The sequence below is a fragment of the Streptomyces sp. NPDC057002 genome (genome assembly GCF_042673825.1).
Taxonomy (GTDB): Bacteria; Actinomycetota; Actinomycetes; order Streptomycetales; family Streptomycetaceae; genus Streptomyces.
This window is the reverse complement of the sequence record NZ_JBHURZ010000001.1, coordinates 321,764-336,978: the sequence shown is the minus strand read 5'-3', so window position 1 is coordinate 336,978 and position 15,215 is coordinate 321,764. Positions and strand designations below refer to the sequence as shown.

The following is a 15,215-nucleotide window of genomic DNA, read 5'->3' as shown; positions in this document are numbered from 1 at the left end:
AGCGGGGAGGTGCCGGACGAATCACCGTTCTGTGTGGGGGAGTTGAGTCCTCCGACAGGGGGTTTCATCCCCCGGTGACAACAGACCGATCAATTCCAGTCATTTCCACCCGGGGTGAGTAAAACATGTGAATGTTTCCGCGTGGTTCGGGCATACGGAGCGAAAACAGAGAGAGGGGCGCTACGTGCTCGTACCGGACCGGAAGGTCGTCAGGGAGTTGCTGACGCGGTACGCGTCGCTGAGGATCGCTCAGGCGGAGAGGCACGTGCCGACGGCGGCACGCCAGCTTGAGGACGTCAGCTACACGCTGTGCGTGATGATGGGAACATCCGTCATCCACGACGCCATCGCCAAGGCCGACGCCCTGCTGCTCACCAAGGGGCGGTCCGAGGCCGCGGAGGCGGACGGGGAGAACGGCTTGACGCTGGTCGGCTGACATCGTGTGAGGCCCGGCGCACGGCCGGGTACCGCCCCGGTGGCCTATGGACGGGCCGCCGGGGCGTTCGTCTTCCCGTGGAACGCCGTGCGGTACGCGTACGGCGTGGTGCCCACCACCTTGCGGAACCGCTCCCGGAACGCCGTCGGCGAGCCGAACCCCGCCTGGCGCGCGATCCGTTCGACCGAGTGGTCCGTGTTCTCCAGCAGATACTGGGCGCGCCGCACCCGCGCCCGCAGCAGCCACTGCAACGGAGTGGTGCCGGTCTGCTCGCGGAAGCGGCGGCTGAAGGTCCGCTCGCTCATCCCCGCGCGCGCCGCCAGGGTGCCCAGCGTCACCTCGTGCGCGAGATGGTCCTCGATCCACTCCAGCAACGGCTCGAACGCCGACCCCCGGGGCACCGGCGGGTGCTCGTGCACGATGAACTGGGCCTGTCCGCCCTCCCGTTCCAGCGGCATCACCGACATCCGGGCGATGTTCGCCGCCACGGCGGACCCCAGATCCCGCCGGATCATGTGCAGGCACAGATCCAGCGCCGCCGCCGCACCGGCCGAGGTGAGGATCTGCCCGTTGTCCACGTACAGCACGTCCGGCTCCACCTCGACCTTCGGGAACCGCCGGGCCAGTTCGCCGGCGGCCACCCAGTGCGTGGTGGCGCGCAGCCCGTCCAGCAGCCCGGCCTCCGCGAGCACGAAGGCACCCACGCACACGGACGCGATCCGGGTACCGGACTCGGCCGCCCGGCGCAGCGCCGCCAGCACCCGGGCGGAGGGCGGCGCGGCGTCGGGGGAGCAGCCCGGCACGATGACGGTGTCGGCCTCCGCCAGCGCCTCGAGCCCCTGGTCGATGCGCAGGGTGAAACCGCCGTCCGCCCGCACCTCCGGTGTCTCGGCGCACAACCGGACCCGGTAGGCGGGACGCCCGTCCGGCATATGGGTCCAGGCGAACGTCTGCTGGGGCGCCGCCATGTCGAACGGCACCACTCGGTCGAGAACCAGGATCGCCACGGAGTGCATGACCGTCACCCTAGGCGGGTTCCCGCCAGCGGTGTGACCCGGGGACGGGGTGGCCCATGGAGGGAGAGCGCAGGTCGGACGAGTTGGCGAGAACCCGTTGGAAGCTGTCGTTCCAGCCCCTGGGAGATCGAGTCCCGGCTCCCTAACGTGAGCCCGGCATCGTCGATCGCGTCATGGAAAGAGTCCCGGTGACCAAGATCCTGCTGTCCCTCCATGTGCTGGCCGCCATCGTCGCCATCGGTCCCGTGACCGTAGCGGCCAGCATGTTCCCGCCGGCGGCGCGTCGTGCGGCCGCCGCGCCCGGAGGCGCCCCCGGCCCTTCGGCGGTCGGCACGGTCGCGCTGCTGCACCGCATCTGCCGCGTCTACTCCGGGGTCGGACTGACCGTCCCGGTCCTCGGGCTGGCCACCGGTGCCGCGATGGGTGTCCTGGGCAGCGGATGGCTCGTCACCTCCATCGCGCTGACCGCGGCTGCCGCCGGGATCCTGGCCGCCTTCGTGCTGCCCCGCCAGGAAGAACTCCTCGACCGGCTGAACGGCGAACAGGCCGTCGATCACCGGAACACCGTGCAACTGGCCATGTTCACCGGCATCTTCAACCTCCTGTGGGCGACGGTCACCGTCCTCATGATCGTCCGGCCTGGCTCCACCACGGGAGCGTGAGAGCCCCGCCACTTCGCATGGCATAGATGTCCGTTCTGCGTCAAGTCATCCCAGGGAATTCACACTCCGGGATATCGGGCCGCCTAGACTTCTCAGTCTTGCCCCCGCACGGGGACGACGAGCAGAAAGGCACGTTGCCGGGTGTTCCAGGATTCCCCCATCTACGACCGACTCATCGCGGAGTGCGGCGATGTGCCCACACAGGTTCGCCGCGAGGCCGAACGCGTGAGCAGGGAGCTGGAGCTGGTCATGCGGCCCTACCAGTCCCCCGGCTACGACCGCCCGCAGGCCCCGGGCGCGGGCTGGCAGCGCACGGCCATGCTCCCCGCTCCGCGGCAGCCGTGAGCCGGGAGGCCATGGTCGTGGGACGGTCCGGGACCGGCGCGTGGCCGGCCCCGGTGCTCAACGGACCGTCGTGCTCGAGCCGTTGATATGCGGCGACCCCTCGGGGACCGGGCGGGCCAGCCACTCGGCGATGGTGCGCGCGATCGGCTGACCCGTCTCCACTTCGACGAACCCGAACTGCCCCGACTGGTTGCACTCGAGGAACCACCAGGTCCCGTCGGCGTCCTCGACGAAGTCGAAGGCGCCGTAGGCCAGTTCGGCCTCACGCAGGTACGCCTGGACACCCGCCGCGATGCACGACGGCACATCGGTGGGGCGCCACGGCGAGCCGGGTGCGGCGAAGCGTACGTCGACGTCGTCCGGGTCCGCGTCCGCGGCGGTCGCCTTGCGGGCGGCCAACAGCTGCTCACCGACGGCGGTGAGACGGATGTCGGCCCGCTTGGCGACCCGCCGCTGCAACAGCGTCGGCCCGAACGCGACGGCGGAGAAGTCCGTGTCCGGCGCCACCCGGCTGGTCGGCACCGCCCGGGGCGGGTCCTGCGGATGCGCGCCCGACACCGGCTTGACCACCAGGTCCGGGTAGCGCTCGGCGAACTCGCGGGCGGCCCGCGGGAAGGTCGTGATCAGCGTCGCGGGCACCGGCAGGCCGCACCGCTGGGCCAGACGCAGCTGCCACGGCTTGTGCCGGGCCCGGCGGGCCGCGTCCGGGTGGTTCATCCAGCGCGCGTCCGAGCCCCGCAGCATGCCGTAGAGCGCCTGAGCGGCCTCCTCCGTCAGCCACGCGGACGGCTGGGCCGCCCGCCCGGCTGGAATGCCGGGCCGGCGCACCCAGACCGAGCGCAGTCCCCCGATGCTCACCAGCCGCCCCCCGGCGGACAGATGGCCACGGAAACGGCCGTGTACGAACTCACCGGACAGCGCGACACCGCCGGTCAGGTCGGCTGGATCGACCCGGACCACCGGAACCCCCGTCGCGTTCAGGTGCACGACCACCATGTCCGCGGTCACGTCCTCCTCACAGGTGAGGATCAGTACGGTCATCTTCGACGGCCCGCGGTCAGTCGTCGAAGTGTGTCTTGGAGCCTGCGGTGGACGTCGTGGTGCCCACCTCTCTCAACAGGCCGAAGTCGCTGGCCGCGATTCGGCCGTCGAGGAGCACGTTCAACTGCAGTCCGGTGTCGTACACATACGGAATAGCAGCTTCCAACTCCACTGCCGGGCGCGCGTAGTTGAGCGCGAACGGTTGCATCGTCTCTCCCTCGTCGGTACTGCGCCGATCAAGCGTTGGTCTGAGCGCGGCCCCCCGGCCGCTCGCTTGTTTCGGCTTCCAGAGACTTATACGAATCGAACGGGTGGTTGGTTTCCTTACTCTCCGTAGTTATTGGGCGGGCTCGTGGTCGGGTCGGCGTGTCGTCCTGCGATTCCGCTCGCCGAGGGAGCCGCGGACGGTACGCAGAGCGAGCAGCAGGACACCGATGTCGTCGAGGTACACCGGGTCGGGCAGCACGTCGGCAGGCAGGACGAAATAGAGAACCGCGCCCCAGAAGACCCAGCGTGGCCCGGTGGGCAGGCCCGCGCTCCGCAGGTCGCGCCGGGTCCGGACCAGTCTCACGAAGATGTGGACGGCGAGGACGAGGACGACGGCCGCGAGAATCGCGGCCAGGATGATCACCGTTGTGGTCGTATCCACGGGTTGCCCTCCTCCTGGCGTGCCGCGACACGGGGTGTCCCTACCTGGATTCCCGTTTCCGGCGGCTGTATTGCGGCCGGGGCCCGACATGTCGGCGAGTCGGCGGATTTTCCCCTGCGGGTGGTCATCCCGGTGGCTCACACGAGTGGCACGGGGTGAAGGGGGCGCCTAGTAATGGTCAGCGTAACGTCGCTCGTCACACGACGGGGGGCGCAGGAGCGGCCGCACTCTTCCCATGGAGGCGAGTATGACCACCTGCTCTTCATCACCCCGCTCGAACGGGTCCGCCATAACCGGCGAGTCGAACGGGTCCGCCCAGCCGTCCGCCGAGACCACCGTCGCCACCGGCGGGTACCAGGTGGAGCAGACGAGCACGCAGCCCGCCGCGCCTTCGCACGAGACGTACCGTGCGGGCACCGAGCCTCCCGCCGAGTCCCACCCGGCGGGCCCGCCGGGCCCGGAGCCGGCTGTGCTGTCCGCCCTTGCCGATGCCCCTGCCGTGAACGGGGCGGAGCAGGTGTCGGCGCCGCCGCCCGCTTCTGGCGTGGACGAGGTGGCTCTGTCGTCTGCCGGGCCTGTCGCCCCTGTCGTAAACGGGGCGGTTCCGGCGCGGCCGGCTGTCCCCGGTGCGGACGAGGCTGCCCGGCCCGCCGCCCCCGTTGTGGCCCCGGTGGACCAGGAGCCCGTGCGGCCGGTGGCCCCAGCCTCGACCGAGGCGGATGTGGCCTTCGACCGCCCTGCCGCCCCCGGTTCGGGCACCGCGACCGAGCGGTCTGCCGTCCGCGGCCCCGAACGGGCGGCCCCGGAGCCCTCGCGCCCGGTCGCGCTCGCCCCCGACGACGCGGACCGGCCGTCGGCCGCGCCCGCGAGCCCTCGCCCGAACCCGGTGAGCCCGCCGTCCGCCCAACCCGCTGTCTCAGGGCCGCAGCAGGCGGACCGGCCGTCGGCGGAGCCTGCGGCCTCCCGCTCGAACCCGGTGAGCCCGTCGTCCGCCGAGCCGGCCGGCTCAGGGGCGTACCAGGCGGATCGGCCGTCGGCCGCGCCCGCGGGCCCTCGCCCGAACGCGGTGAGCCCGCCGTCCGCCCAACCCGCTGACTCAGGGCACCAACAGGCTGCCCGGCCGTTCGCGGCTCTCGGCAAGGACCAGATGGACCCGGCGCCAGGCCGGCTTGCGGGCCCCGGCCCGGACCGGGCCGGCGCGGGGGGCGAGGCGGAGCAGTCGGGTGCGCGGCCGTTCGTGATCCGTTCGCTGGACGACAACCAGGTGGAACTGCGGCCCGGCACGGGGCCGGCGCCGGCGCCGTACGGTGACGCGGTCAGCGATCTGGTGCACGCCGCCGTGGTCGACCGGCCTCTGGAGGAGGTCGTCGCCCTCATCACCTCGCTGGGGAAGTCGCCCGACCATGCCGAGGCCATGGTCGACGCACTCCGCACGGCCGGCGTGGAGCGGCGCGTGGAGGACGTGAGCCGGATGATCGCCCTGCTGACGAAGCCCCCGCGGGACGCCGACAGCGCGGACGAGGCGATCCGGGCCGCGGCCGCCCACCGGCCGGTGGAGGAGGTGACCCGGCTGGTGACCCTGCTGCACAAAGAGCCGCACATGCCCCACGTCCGCGAGGAGGCACTCCGCGCGGCCGCCACCGGCCGGTCCGTCGGGGAGCTGGTCGAGCTGATCGACCGCCTCGGCCTGGAACGACTGGACCGCAACGGCCGTGTGCCGACCGGCCCCACGCCTCCCGAGGCGGAGACCACGCAGCCCCTGACACCCGTCCGCCCGGCCAGGCGCCGCGAGATCCGCCGGACCCTCGACTCCTCACCGTCGGACCGCGACCGCGCGACGGAGCGGCTCACCAGGTCCATGGCGTGGTCGAGTTGGCTCACGGCCCTGGCTCTGGCCGTATGCGCGGTGGCGCACTTCCCGCTGCAGCGCGGCGGAGCGTCCCTGGACCTGCACGCCATAGCTCTCGGCCTGTCCGTGCTCTGCACGGTGCTGGCGCTGCTGCTGGCCCTGCGCCCCGTCGCGCCGGTCCTGGTCGGGGCGGTGGTGGTACCCACGGTGCTGGCCGGGGCCCAGGCGTACGGGAGTTCCTTCCCGTCGGCGTCCCTCACCCGGGCCGTGGACCTCGCGCTCGCCCCGCCGTGGTTCGCCGCCGGTGCCGCCGTGTGCACGGCGCTGCTGGCCCTCGTCGCGCTGGTCTTCCGCGCGGTGGTGCCCCTCGTGAGCGGACAGTGGTCACCCCTGCCGGCGACCGAGGCACGCAGTATGGCGGAGTGACGTCTACGAGTTCCGCACCGGACCGGATCCGCTCGCAGCGGGTCCGGTCCGGACGTCGTTCGTCCCCCGGCGATCGAGCAGCCCGGCCAGCACCCGGTCCGGCGTCAGCGGGAGTTCCCTGAAGCGGACGCCGGTGGCGTGGTGCACGGCGTTGCCGATCGCCGCGGCGGTCCCCACGATGCCGATCTCCCCGATGCCCTTGCTGCCCATCGGGTTGAGACGGGAATCGTCCTCGTCCAGCCAGTGCGCCTCGATCTCGCCGGTATCGGCGTGCACGGGCACGTGGTACGACGCCAGATCCGACTCGGTGAAGTCCCCGAACGCGGCGTCCATCGTGCTGCCCTCGGTCAGCGCCATGCCCAGCCCCATCGTCATGCCGCCGACGAACTGGGAGCGCGCCGTGCGGGCGTTGAGGACGCGCCCGGCGGCGTACACCCCGAGCAGCCGGCCGACCCGCACCTCGCCGGTGACCGTGTCCACCGCGACCTCGGCGAAGTGCGCCCCGAAGGCGTGCCGGGCAAAGGCGCTCTCGGCATCCGCCGCGCCCCTGGTGTCCGCGCGGACGTCGAGGCCCTGCTCGGGCAGCGGGCCCGAATGCTCGGCCAGCCGCCGCGCCAGCAGGGCACAGGCCTCATGGACCGCCCAGCCCCAGGAGGCGGTACCGGAGGAGCCGCCGGCCAGCGGCGCGGACGGGAGCTCACTGCTGCCGACCTCCGTCCGCACCCGCTCCAGCGGCACCCCGAGGGCGTCGGCACCGACCTGCGCGAGCACGGTCCTGGCCCCGGTACCGATGTCGGTGGCGTTGATCCGCACCAGGAACGTCCCGTCGGGCAGCGCGCGGGCCGACGCCGCGGCGGGCCACACCATGACGGGATACGTCGCCGCCGCCACGCCCGTCCCCAGCAGCAGGGGCCCTTCCCGGCGCTTCGGATGGGCCGGGAGGGGATCGCGCCCGTCCCACCCGAAGCGCCGGGCACCCTCGCGCAGACACTCGACCAGGTGCCTGCTGCTGAACGGCTTGCCGCTGTCGGGTTCGACGTCCGGCTCGTTGCGGACCCGCAGCTCGACCGGGTCCAAGCCCAGCTCGCCGGCGAGTTCGTCCATGGCGGACTCCAGCGCGTACATCCCCGGAGCCTCGCCCGGCGCCCGCATCCACGACGGCGAGGGCACGTCCAGTGCCGCGACCCGGTGCACCGTACGGCTGTGGGGCGCGGCGTACATCACGCGCGCGGGCACCGCCGCCTGCTCCACGAACTCCTTGATGCGCGAGGTGTGGGTCGTGACCTCGTGCACGACGGCGGCGAGGCGCCCGTCCGCGTCGGCACCGAGCCGCAGCCGGTGCAGGGTGGGAGCGCGGTGCCCGACGACGGCCGGCAGATACCGGCGGGGGAGGGCCACCGTGACCGCCCGCCCGGTCTGCCGTGCCGCCATCGCGGCGAGCACCACGTCGGGCCGTGGCGTGCCCTTGGACCCGAAGCCGCCGCCGACGTGCTCGGCGGTGACGACGATCCGCTCCTTCGGCAGGGCGAACAGCCCCGCGAGCACCGCCCGTACGGCACCGGCGCCCTGACTGGATGTGTGCACGGTCAGCCGGCCGTCGTCCCAGCGGGCGGTGCTGGCGTGCGGCTCCATGGGGTGGTTGTGCAGCGGCGGCACCCGGTACGCGACGTCCACCCGGGCGGCCGAGGACCCGAAGGCCCCGTCGGGGTCGCCCTGTTCACGGACGGCCGGATGACCGCCGTTGGCCTCCTCGGGCACATACACGCCCGGGTGCGAGGCGGTGAGCTCCACGTCGTGTGCTTCGGCGTCGTAGGCGACGCGGACCGCTGCGGCACCGGCCCTGGCCGCCTCCAGGGTCTCGGCCACCACCAGGGCCACGAACCAGCCCCGGTGCGGAACCCGGGGGTCCTGGAGCACGGCGAGCGTCGGATCGTCCGGCTCGGCGAGCCGCGGCGCGTTCTCATGGGTGAGGACATCGAGGACACCGGGCACGGCAAGGGCCGCCGCCGTGTCGACGCCGGTCACCCGGCCCCGGGCGACAGTCGCCGGCACGGGCCAGGCCTGGGCCCGGCCGGGGGAGTGGTACTCGGCGGCGTAGCGGGCGGTCCCGCTGACCTTCTCCCGTCCCTCCCGGCGCTCGGCTGGAGCGCCCACGCTGCCGGTCATGGAGTCCTCCTCGTGAGCGCCGGGTCCGCGAGCCGGGACAGCACGTCCATGGCGAGATTGCGGGCCAGCGGCACCTTGTAGGCGTTGTCCCGCAGCGGCCGCGCGGCGGACAGTTCGAGGTCGACGGCGTGTTCGAACGCGGCGGCGGTCGGTGCCGCGCCCAGCAGCGCCTCCTCCGCCCGCCGGGCCCGCCAGGGCCGGTGCGCCAGCGCCCCGAAGGCGATCCCGGCATGACCGACCACACCGTCCGACACCCGCAGCACCACCGCGACGGACGCGAGCGCGAAGGCGTACGAGGCCCGGTCGCGGGCCTTGCGGTACGCCGACGGCAGCCCGGCCGTGGCGGCTGGCAGCACCACACCGGTGACCAGTTCACCGGGGCGTATCTCGGTGTCCTGCTCGGGCCGGTCCCCGGGCAGCCGGTGGAAGTCCGCCGCCGCGACACTCCGGGCGCCCTCCGGCCCGTACAGCTCGACACGCCCGTCCAGAGCGGCCAGCGCCACCGCCATGTCCGACGGATGGGTGGCGATGCAGTGCGCGGAGTGACCGAGCACCGCGTGATCGCGATGGACACCGTCCCGCGCGCCGCAGCCGCTGCCCGGCTCGCGCTTGTTGCACGGCTTCGACAGGTCCTGGAAGTACGGGCACCGGGTGCGCTGGAGCAGATTCCCGCCGGTCGTCGCCGCGTTGCGCAACTGCCCCGAGGCACCCGCGAGCACCGCCTGCGACAGCGCCGGGTACCGGTCGCGTACGAGGGGGTGGGCGGCGAGGTCGCTGTTGCGGACCATCGCCCCGATCCGCAGCGCGCCGTCCGGCAGCTCCTCCACCGCGTCCAGCGGCAGCCGGGTGACGTCGACGAGGGCGGCGGGCCGCTCGACGCCGAGCTTCATCAGATCGACGAGGTTGGTGCCGCCGCCCAGATAGCGGGCGCCGGGGTGGGAGGCGTACGCGGAGGTCGCCTCCTCGACGCTCCCGGCACGGAGGTACGCGAACTCCTTCACCGGATCACGTCCTCCACCGCCTCGGCGATCCGTGGATACGCGCCGCACCGGCACAGATTGCCGCTCAGCCGCTCCCGGATCTCCTCCCGGCCCAGCGGCACCGGCTCACCGGAGGGCGCCGCCGGGTCGGTGACGTGCGAGGGATGACCGGCCGCCGCCTCGGCGAGCACACCGGCCGCGGAGCAGATCTGGCCCGGGGTGCAGTAGCCGCACTGGAAGGCGTCGCGCTCCAGGAAGGCCTGTTGCAGCGGGTGCGGCTGCTCACCGTCGCCGGACAGGCCCTCGATCGTGGTGACCTCGCTGCCGTCCAGGGCGATCGCGAACAGCAGACAGCTGTTGACGCGCCGCCCGTCCACCAGGACCGTACAGGCGCCGCACTGGCCGTGGTCGCAGCCCTTCTTGGCGCCGGTGAGGTCGAGATCCTCGCGCAGGAGGTCCAGCAGGACCCGCCGGTGGTCGACGGTGAGTGTGTGGGGCTTGCCGTTGACGCGGAGTGTCGTCTCCGAGTGGTACTGGTCGTTGCCCATGTCGTGGAGGCCTTCCCGGGCGGGCCGTACTGCCGTACGGACCGCGTATCCACCTGGCCACGACTGACACGTGCGCCCCGCGAGGAAGACCTTCTAGTGCTCGTCCCGGGACGGGGCCACGGGGCGCTGGGATTTGCCCTTGAAGCGTTCGAATGTCCGTGTGAGCTGCTGCAGCGGAGACCCGGCGGGGGCACCGGAGGGCTGCTGCCGCGCGGGAGCGGCCCCGCCGGACTCCTGGTAGGCGGTCAGCGCCTCGTGGGCCCGCTCGGCCGCCTCCCGGTACAGGTCACGCGATTTCGTCATGGCCTCCAGCGCGCCGGCGTACATGGCCACCAGACCACGCTGGCGGTCCAGCTCCTCCTGGAGATTCAGCAGGTGCCAGTCCTCCCGCAACGCGGTGAGGGCGGCCTCGGCGCCGTCGGGCAGGGGCCTCGGCAGCGCGGCGAACCGCTTGACCGCCTCGACGAGGTCGGCCGGCTCCGAGCCGTCGAGGAAGACCGCACGGACGGAGAAGTCCTCGGCGTCGTAACCCTGCGGCGCCGGGGTGCCGGGCAGCACCACGGCGCCGCCGCGCGGCACCTGGACGCCGGAGTCCCGCAGGGCCCAGTTGAGCCCCCGCGACTGCTGTGGGAGGGCGCGGTGCTCCACCACCCGGTGCCGCAGGCCCGGCGGGAGCCACCGTGCCACCGGCGTGCGGCCCTTCTCGTCCGCGGTCATCGCCTCGTGGACGACCACGTGAATGTGCCATCCGCCGCGCACCGCGTTCCGGAGCAGGCGCTTGGTCTCCTTGTCGTCCTGGGGGAGCGGATTGATCTCCCGCAGGGACAGCTCCGTGGCGGCGTCCTGGTCCCAGGCGGTCTCCGGCTCCTGTGGCCAGAACAGACCGGTCGGCGACGGCCAGTCGTCGCTCCACGGCTGCTCGGCCTCCGCGACCAGGATCCACTCCTGCCCCGTGCCGTCCGGACCGGACGTCACACTCAGCCGGGCCCGCACGGTCACCCCGTCGCCGGCCTGCCAGCGGGCCTCGAAGACCCCCTCCGACGGGCCGGTCTCGGCCTCGGGCAACTCCAGAAAGTCGTCGATGTCCTGACTGTCCTTGCGCTGCTGGAGCGAGCGCCGGAGCACGTCTTCCGCGGCACCGGAGGCATGGCGGCCGCGCGCCAGCCACACCGTGGCGGGCGTCTGGGGGCGGACGGTGGAGGAGATCGGCATGGGTCCATCTGTGAGCTGGGGGCAGGTGCGCCTGCCAGTATCGTCACCGCAGGCCGACCGGGATAACCCGGGGTCACACACACGGCCTACCCCCGATGAGCGCTGCCATGTGAGGGGCGCCGCGCGCACGGGGTGTGCGCGCCGCGCGCACACCGACGCATCACACTCATGGCCCAGCCGGTCGACGATCCCGACAATGGTCCGCACGAGCAGGGCCCGCCCACCATCCGCATCGGGGCGGGTCCTGCTCGCTTCACACCGCTACACCGGACCCACTTCTCGCGCGGAGCGCGCCCCCGCTCAGTAGAACTCGACGGTGTTCACCCGGTTGACCAGGTCCTGACCGTCCAGGAGCCGGGTGGCGTTGGCGGCGAAGAGTTCGGCGATGAGGCGGTCCTCCGAGGCGTCGAGCGCGGCGGTGTGCGGGCTCACCAGGGCCCGGTCGTGGTGCCAGAGCGGACTGCCCGCCGGCAGCGGCTCCGTCTCGAAGACGTCCAGCGCGGCGAAGCCGACCCGCCCGGAATCGAGCGCGCCGGCGAGGGCCGCCTCGTCCACGACGGTGCCGCGACCCACGTTGACCAGCGTCGCCCCGGGCCGAAGGGCGTCGAAGAACCGCTTGCCGAGGAGGTGTTCGGTCGCTTCGGTTCCGGGGAGCGTGTTGACCACGGCGTCCACGGTGGGAGCCACCTCGGTGATGCGGTCGGGACGCACCACGGCGGAGACACCCGGGACGGTGACGTCCCGTCTGCTCGTCCCGATGACGGTCGCGCCCAGCGCGTGCAGTGCGGTGGCCACGGCCCGGCCGATCCCGCCCAGGCCGAGAACGAGAACGGTCTGCCGGCTCACCTGCCCCATCGTCCAGCGTCCGCTCCATTCGCGGTCGCGCTGCTGACGGTTGAGGCGGGGCAGGTCCTTGGCTCCCGCGAGCACACCGAAGACGGCGAACTCGGCGAGCGGCCGCCCGTGCACCCCGGCCGAGGTGGTGAAACGGACCCGGCCGAGCTCCTCGGTGTTGAGGCCGGCGGCCTTGACCTGGCCGCCTCCGCCCGCGGCCATGGTGTGCACCCAGCGCAGGCGCGGGTTGGCCCGGACGGCGCGGGCCAGGGCGGCCGGGTCCACGTCGGGGATCCCGTAGAGGGCGTCGGCCGAGTCGATCGCGGCCTCGTACGCGCGCTGCTGCTCGGCGGTGCGCCGCCACTCCGGATCGCCCGAGAAGTCCGCGGGCCAGCGCATCGGGGGCAGCAGGGAGTGGTCGACCACGAGGTCGATCCGCGGTTCCAGCCGCCGGACGAGCGCGCCGTTCTCCTCGGACAGCGGGGCGGCGACGGCGACGCGGAGGCGGCCCGGCACCTGGTCCCGGCCGGTCACCGGGCGGCGGCCTGCGCGCGCAGCGCCTCGACCTCGGCGTCGAGTGCCGCCTCGCGGGCGACGATCTCCTCCACGGCCCGGAGCGCTTCCTCGGCGCGGTGCGGCGGGATGACGATGACGCCGTCGCCGTCGGCGGCGACGATGTCGCCCGGATTCACCACGACACCGCCGATGGCCACGGCTTCGCCGATCGTGCCCGGGCCGTTCTTGAAGGGCCCGGCGGGAGTCAGTCCCCGTGCGAAGACCGGGACTCCGAGTCGTTCGATGATCGCGGCGTCGCGCACATAGCCGTCGACGACCGCGCCGGCGGCACCGTGCACGGCGAACCGCTGGGCGAGGTTGTCGCCGATGATCGCGCGGCCGTCGTAGCCGAAGGCGTTGATGACGAGGACGTCGCCGGGGCGGATGTGCTCGAGCGCCTCGATCACCGCTTTGTTGTCGCCCGCGACGGTGAGGACCGGGAGTGCCGTGCCGACGGCCGCGGCGCCGTTCCAGATGGGGGCGATGCCTCCGTCGACGATGTTCAGCCGGTCGAGGGCGTCGCCGAGGTTGGCCACGGAGTGGGCGCGGAACCGCTTGAGCACCTGCTCGTCGACGCGTTCCCACGCCGTGTTGACACGCACGTTGTCCTGGGTCATCGCAGAGTCCTTCCAGAAAATGCGAAACCTTTCGCGTTTCGCGTCAGTCAGTGTGCATCCATCGACCGTGCGGCACAAGGGGTGGCTGAAACAGGTCGCATCGGAGGTGGGCGGGCCGTGGAATCCGGTGCGGATTCGCCGCGAGAGTCACAGAGTCCAAGGCGCGGGCGGGGTGCGAGGAAGAGATTGACGAGAAGGTGAACACATCCTTGACCGCCCGAGAATGCGAACCTATTCTCATTCGCGATTCCAGTCGCAACTCGGCTCCGGCACTGTTCCGCGGTCTTCCACCGTGACGCTTCCGCCCGCCCTCTCGGGCGCGGGCCCCTTCGAACAGCGCCGTGGTCACCCGCCCCTGAGGCACTGTCACCGCTTTCCCCTCCTGGCCCCACCTTCGTGGGCGCACCTCGGCGCATGAGCGATCACCGGCCCCCACTCCGCTCGGCGCACGATCCTCAGGACACCGTCCCCGGAGTCCGCGACACCGAAAGTGAACGCGTATGACAACGTCAGATCGGCTCGACACCCCCTCAGACCGTGACGAGGCATCGTCACAGACGCCCGGCGCGGCAGCGGTCGACGTCGTCTCCGCCAACCGCAAGGTCGTCCGCAAGGCCACCGTCGCGGGCTCGGTCGGCTCCTTCGTCGAGTGGTACGACTACGGCATCTACGGCCTGCTCGTCACCTATCTCGCGATCAACATCATGGGAGAGGCCGAGGCCGGAGGTCTCTTCCTCACCAACGTCGGCTTCCTGGTCAGCTTCGTCGCCCGCCCCTTCGGCAGCGTGATCTGCGGCTATCTCGGGGACAAGCTCGGGCGCAAGGGGCTTCTCGCGGCCCTCCTGGTACTGATCTCCGCGGCCACCGCGGCCATCGGTCTCATCCCCTCCCACTCCGTCATAGGCGTGGCCGCGCCCGTCCTCCTGGTGCTGCTCCGGGTGCTGCAGGGCTTCTCCGCCGGCGGCGAGGTGGCCGGCGCCATGTCCTTCGTCGGCGAGTACGCGCCGGACGCCCGCCGCAACTACATGATGAGCTTCATCGCCGTCGGCTCCTTCGTCGCCCTGATGTTCGGCAGCGCCTTCTCCGCCGTCCTCATCACCACCCTCGGCGACGACGCCATGACCTCCTGGGCGTGGCGGGTGCCGTTCCTGCTCGCCGTCCCGCTCGGCTACGTCGGTTTCTACATCCGCCGCCGGCTGGAGGAGACCCCGCACTTCAAGGCGCTGCGCGAGCAGAACACCGTCGTGCGCAACCCGCTCCGTGAGGCCTTCACCAACCGGCGCCATCTGCGGGCGATCGTCCTCACGATCTTCCTCCCGGCCCTCAACGGCCCCGGCTACTACCTGCTCTTCGTCTACATGCCGACCTACTTGAAGACCTCGCTCGGCGAGCACAACTTCTCGATGCTGCGGGCGCTCACGGTCACCGCGGTCAGCCTGGTCGCCATCGTCGTCTGTATCCCGCTCATGGCCCGTCTGTCGGACCGCATCGGCCGCAAGCCCGTCCTCGCCGGCTCGGCCGTCGCCATGGCCGTCGTCTCGTACCCGATGTTCCGGCTCATCACCACCGGCGAGTTCGGGCTCGCCTGCATCGGCACCGTCGTCCTCGCGATCGCCTTCTCCGGGCACGCCGCCGTCGTGCACACCATGCTCGCCGAGATGTTCCCGACCACCGTGCGCTACTCCGCCTACAGCATCGGGTTCAGCCTGTCGACGATCATCTTCGGCGGCAGTGCCCCGCTGGTGATGACCGAGCTGATCGAGTCGACCGGCTCCAACCTCGTCCCGGCGTTCGCCTCCATCATCACCGCCCTGATCACCCTGGTCACGATCGCCTTCCTGCGCGAGACCAAGGGCCAGCCCCTCGCGGCCCGCTGAAT

15 protein-coding genes are annotated in these 15,215 nt (G+C 72.2%); 5 read left to right on the top strand and 10 right to left on the bottom strand.

All coding sequences use genetic code 11. The annotated features are described in order from the left end of the window. Positions 1-184 precede the first annotated feature (184 nt). Complete coding sequence (locus tag ACFT32_RS01565; RefSeq protein WP_382484516.1) at positions 185-436, top strand: DUF5133 domain-containing protein; 252 nt, start codon at positions 185-187, stop codon at positions 434-436. Positions 437-480: 44 nt separating this feature from the next. Here ACFT32_RS01565 and ACFT32_RS01560 read toward each other — a convergent pair whose 3' ends face one another. Further along, a complete protein-coding gene (locus ACFT32_RS01560; RefSeq protein ID WP_382484514.1) occupies positions 481-1,452 on the bottom strand; it encodes a GlxA family transcriptional regulator in 972 nt (323 codons plus the stop codon). A gap of 188 nt (positions 1,453-1,640) precedes the next feature. Here ACFT32_RS01560 and ACFT32_RS01555 point away from each other — a divergent pair, with 188 nt between their 5' ends. Then, complete coding sequence (locus tag ACFT32_RS01555; protein WP_382484512.1) at positions 1,641-2,114, top strand: hypothetical protein; 474 nt, start codon at positions 1,641-1,643, stop codon at positions 2,112-2,114. 141 nt (positions 2,115-2,255) lie between these two features. Then, positions 2,256-2,459 carry a hypothetical protein gene (locus tag ACFT32_RS01550; protein WP_193482683.1) on the top strand — a complete coding sequence of 68 codons (204 nt, stop codon included), beginning with the start codon at positions 2,256-2,258 and terminating at the stop codon, positions 2,457-2,459. A gap of 57 nt (positions 2,460-2,516) precedes the next feature. Here ACFT32_RS01550 and tgmB read toward each other — a convergent pair whose 3' ends face one another. From tgmB to ACFT32_RS01535, 3 genes are all read right to left on the bottom strand, one after another. Next, on the bottom strand, positions 2,517-3,500 hold the full coding sequence (gene tgmB / locus ACFT32_RS01545) for an ATP-grasp ribosomal peptide maturase (RefSeq protein ID WP_382484511.1): 984 nt from the start codon (positions 3,498-3,500) through the stop codon (positions 2,517-2,519). Positions 3,501-3,516: 16 nt separating this feature from the next. Beyond that, positions 3,517-3,708, bottom strand: coding sequence for a putative ATP-grasp-modified RiPP (tgmA, locus tag ACFT32_RS01540; RefSeq protein WP_184586832.1), 192 nt, complete (start codon positions 3,706-3,708; stop codon positions 3,517-3,519). A 129-nt stretch (positions 3,709-3,837) separates the two neighbouring features. Then, the gene (locus tag ACFT32_RS01535; RefSeq protein WP_382484509.1) at positions 3,838-4,149 is read right to left on the bottom strand and encodes a YkvA family protein; all 312 of its coding nucleotides are present in this window, start codon (positions 4,147-4,149) and stop codon (positions 3,838-3,840) included. A 1,147-nt stretch (positions 4,150-5,296) separates the two neighbouring features. Here ACFT32_RS01535 and ACFT32_RS01530 point away from each other — a divergent pair. Continuing rightward, positions 5,297-6,424 carry a hypothetical protein gene (locus ACFT32_RS01530; protein WP_382484506.1) on the top strand — a complete coding sequence of 376 codons (1,128 nt, stop codon included), beginning with the start codon at positions 5,297-5,299 and terminating at the stop codon, positions 6,422-6,424. 3 nt (positions 6,425-6,427) lie between these two features. Here the strand turns inward: ACFT32_RS01530 and ACFT32_RS01525 are convergent, their stop codons facing one another. The 6 genes from ACFT32_RS01525 to ACFT32_RS01500 all read right to left on the bottom strand — a co-directional run bounded on the left by ACFT32_RS01525 (position 6,428) and on the right by ACFT32_RS01500 (position 13,336). Beyond that, positions 6,428-8,590, bottom strand: a complete 2,163-nt coding sequence (locus tag ACFT32_RS01525; RefSeq protein ID WP_382484504.1) for a xanthine dehydrogenase family protein molybdopterin-binding subunit — start codon at positions 8,588-8,590, stop codon at positions 6,428-6,430. Beyond that, a complete protein-coding gene (locus ACFT32_RS01520; protein ID WP_382484502.1) occupies positions 8,587-9,591 on the bottom strand; it encodes an FAD binding domain-containing protein in 1,005 nt (334 codons plus the stop codon). The genes ACFT32_RS01525 and ACFT32_RS01520 overlap by 4 nt, the downstream gene beginning before the upstream one ends. Beyond that, positions 9,588-10,118: a (2Fe-2S)-binding protein gene (locus ACFT32_RS01515; protein WP_382484499.1), complete on the bottom strand. Its 531-nt coding sequence runs from the start codon at positions 10,116-10,118 to the stop codon at positions 9,588-9,590. Before ACFT32_RS01515 ends, ACFT32_RS01520 begins: the two co-directional genes overlap by 4 nt. A 93-nt stretch (positions 10,119-10,211) precedes the next feature. Beyond that, positions 10,212-11,330: a hypothetical protein gene (locus tag ACFT32_RS01510; protein WP_382484496.1), complete on the bottom strand. Its 1,119-nt coding sequence runs from the start codon at positions 11,328-11,330 to the stop codon at positions 10,212-10,214. A gap of 300 nt (positions 11,331-11,630) precedes the next feature. Further along, positions 11,631-12,698, bottom strand: coding sequence for a D-2-hydroxyacid dehydrogenase (locus ACFT32_RS01505; RefSeq protein WP_382484493.1), 1,068 nt, complete (start codon positions 12,696-12,698; stop codon positions 11,631-11,633). Continuing rightward, on the bottom strand, positions 12,695-13,336 hold the full coding sequence (locus ACFT32_RS01500) for an RraA family protein (protein ID WP_382484491.1): 642 nt from the start codon (positions 13,334-13,336) through the stop codon (positions 12,695-12,697). The genes ACFT32_RS01505 and ACFT32_RS01500 overlap by 4 nt, the downstream gene beginning before the upstream one ends. 500 nt (positions 13,337-13,836) lie before the next feature. On the opposite strand from ACFT32_RS01500, the gene ACFT32_RS01495 reads away from it, so the two are divergent. Beyond that, positions 13,837-15,213: an MFS transporter gene (locus tag ACFT32_RS01495; protein WP_382484488.1), complete on the top strand. Its 1,377-nt coding sequence runs from the start codon at positions 13,837-13,839 to the stop codon at positions 15,211-15,213. The last annotated feature ends 2 nt before the right edge of the window (positions 15,214-15,215 follow it).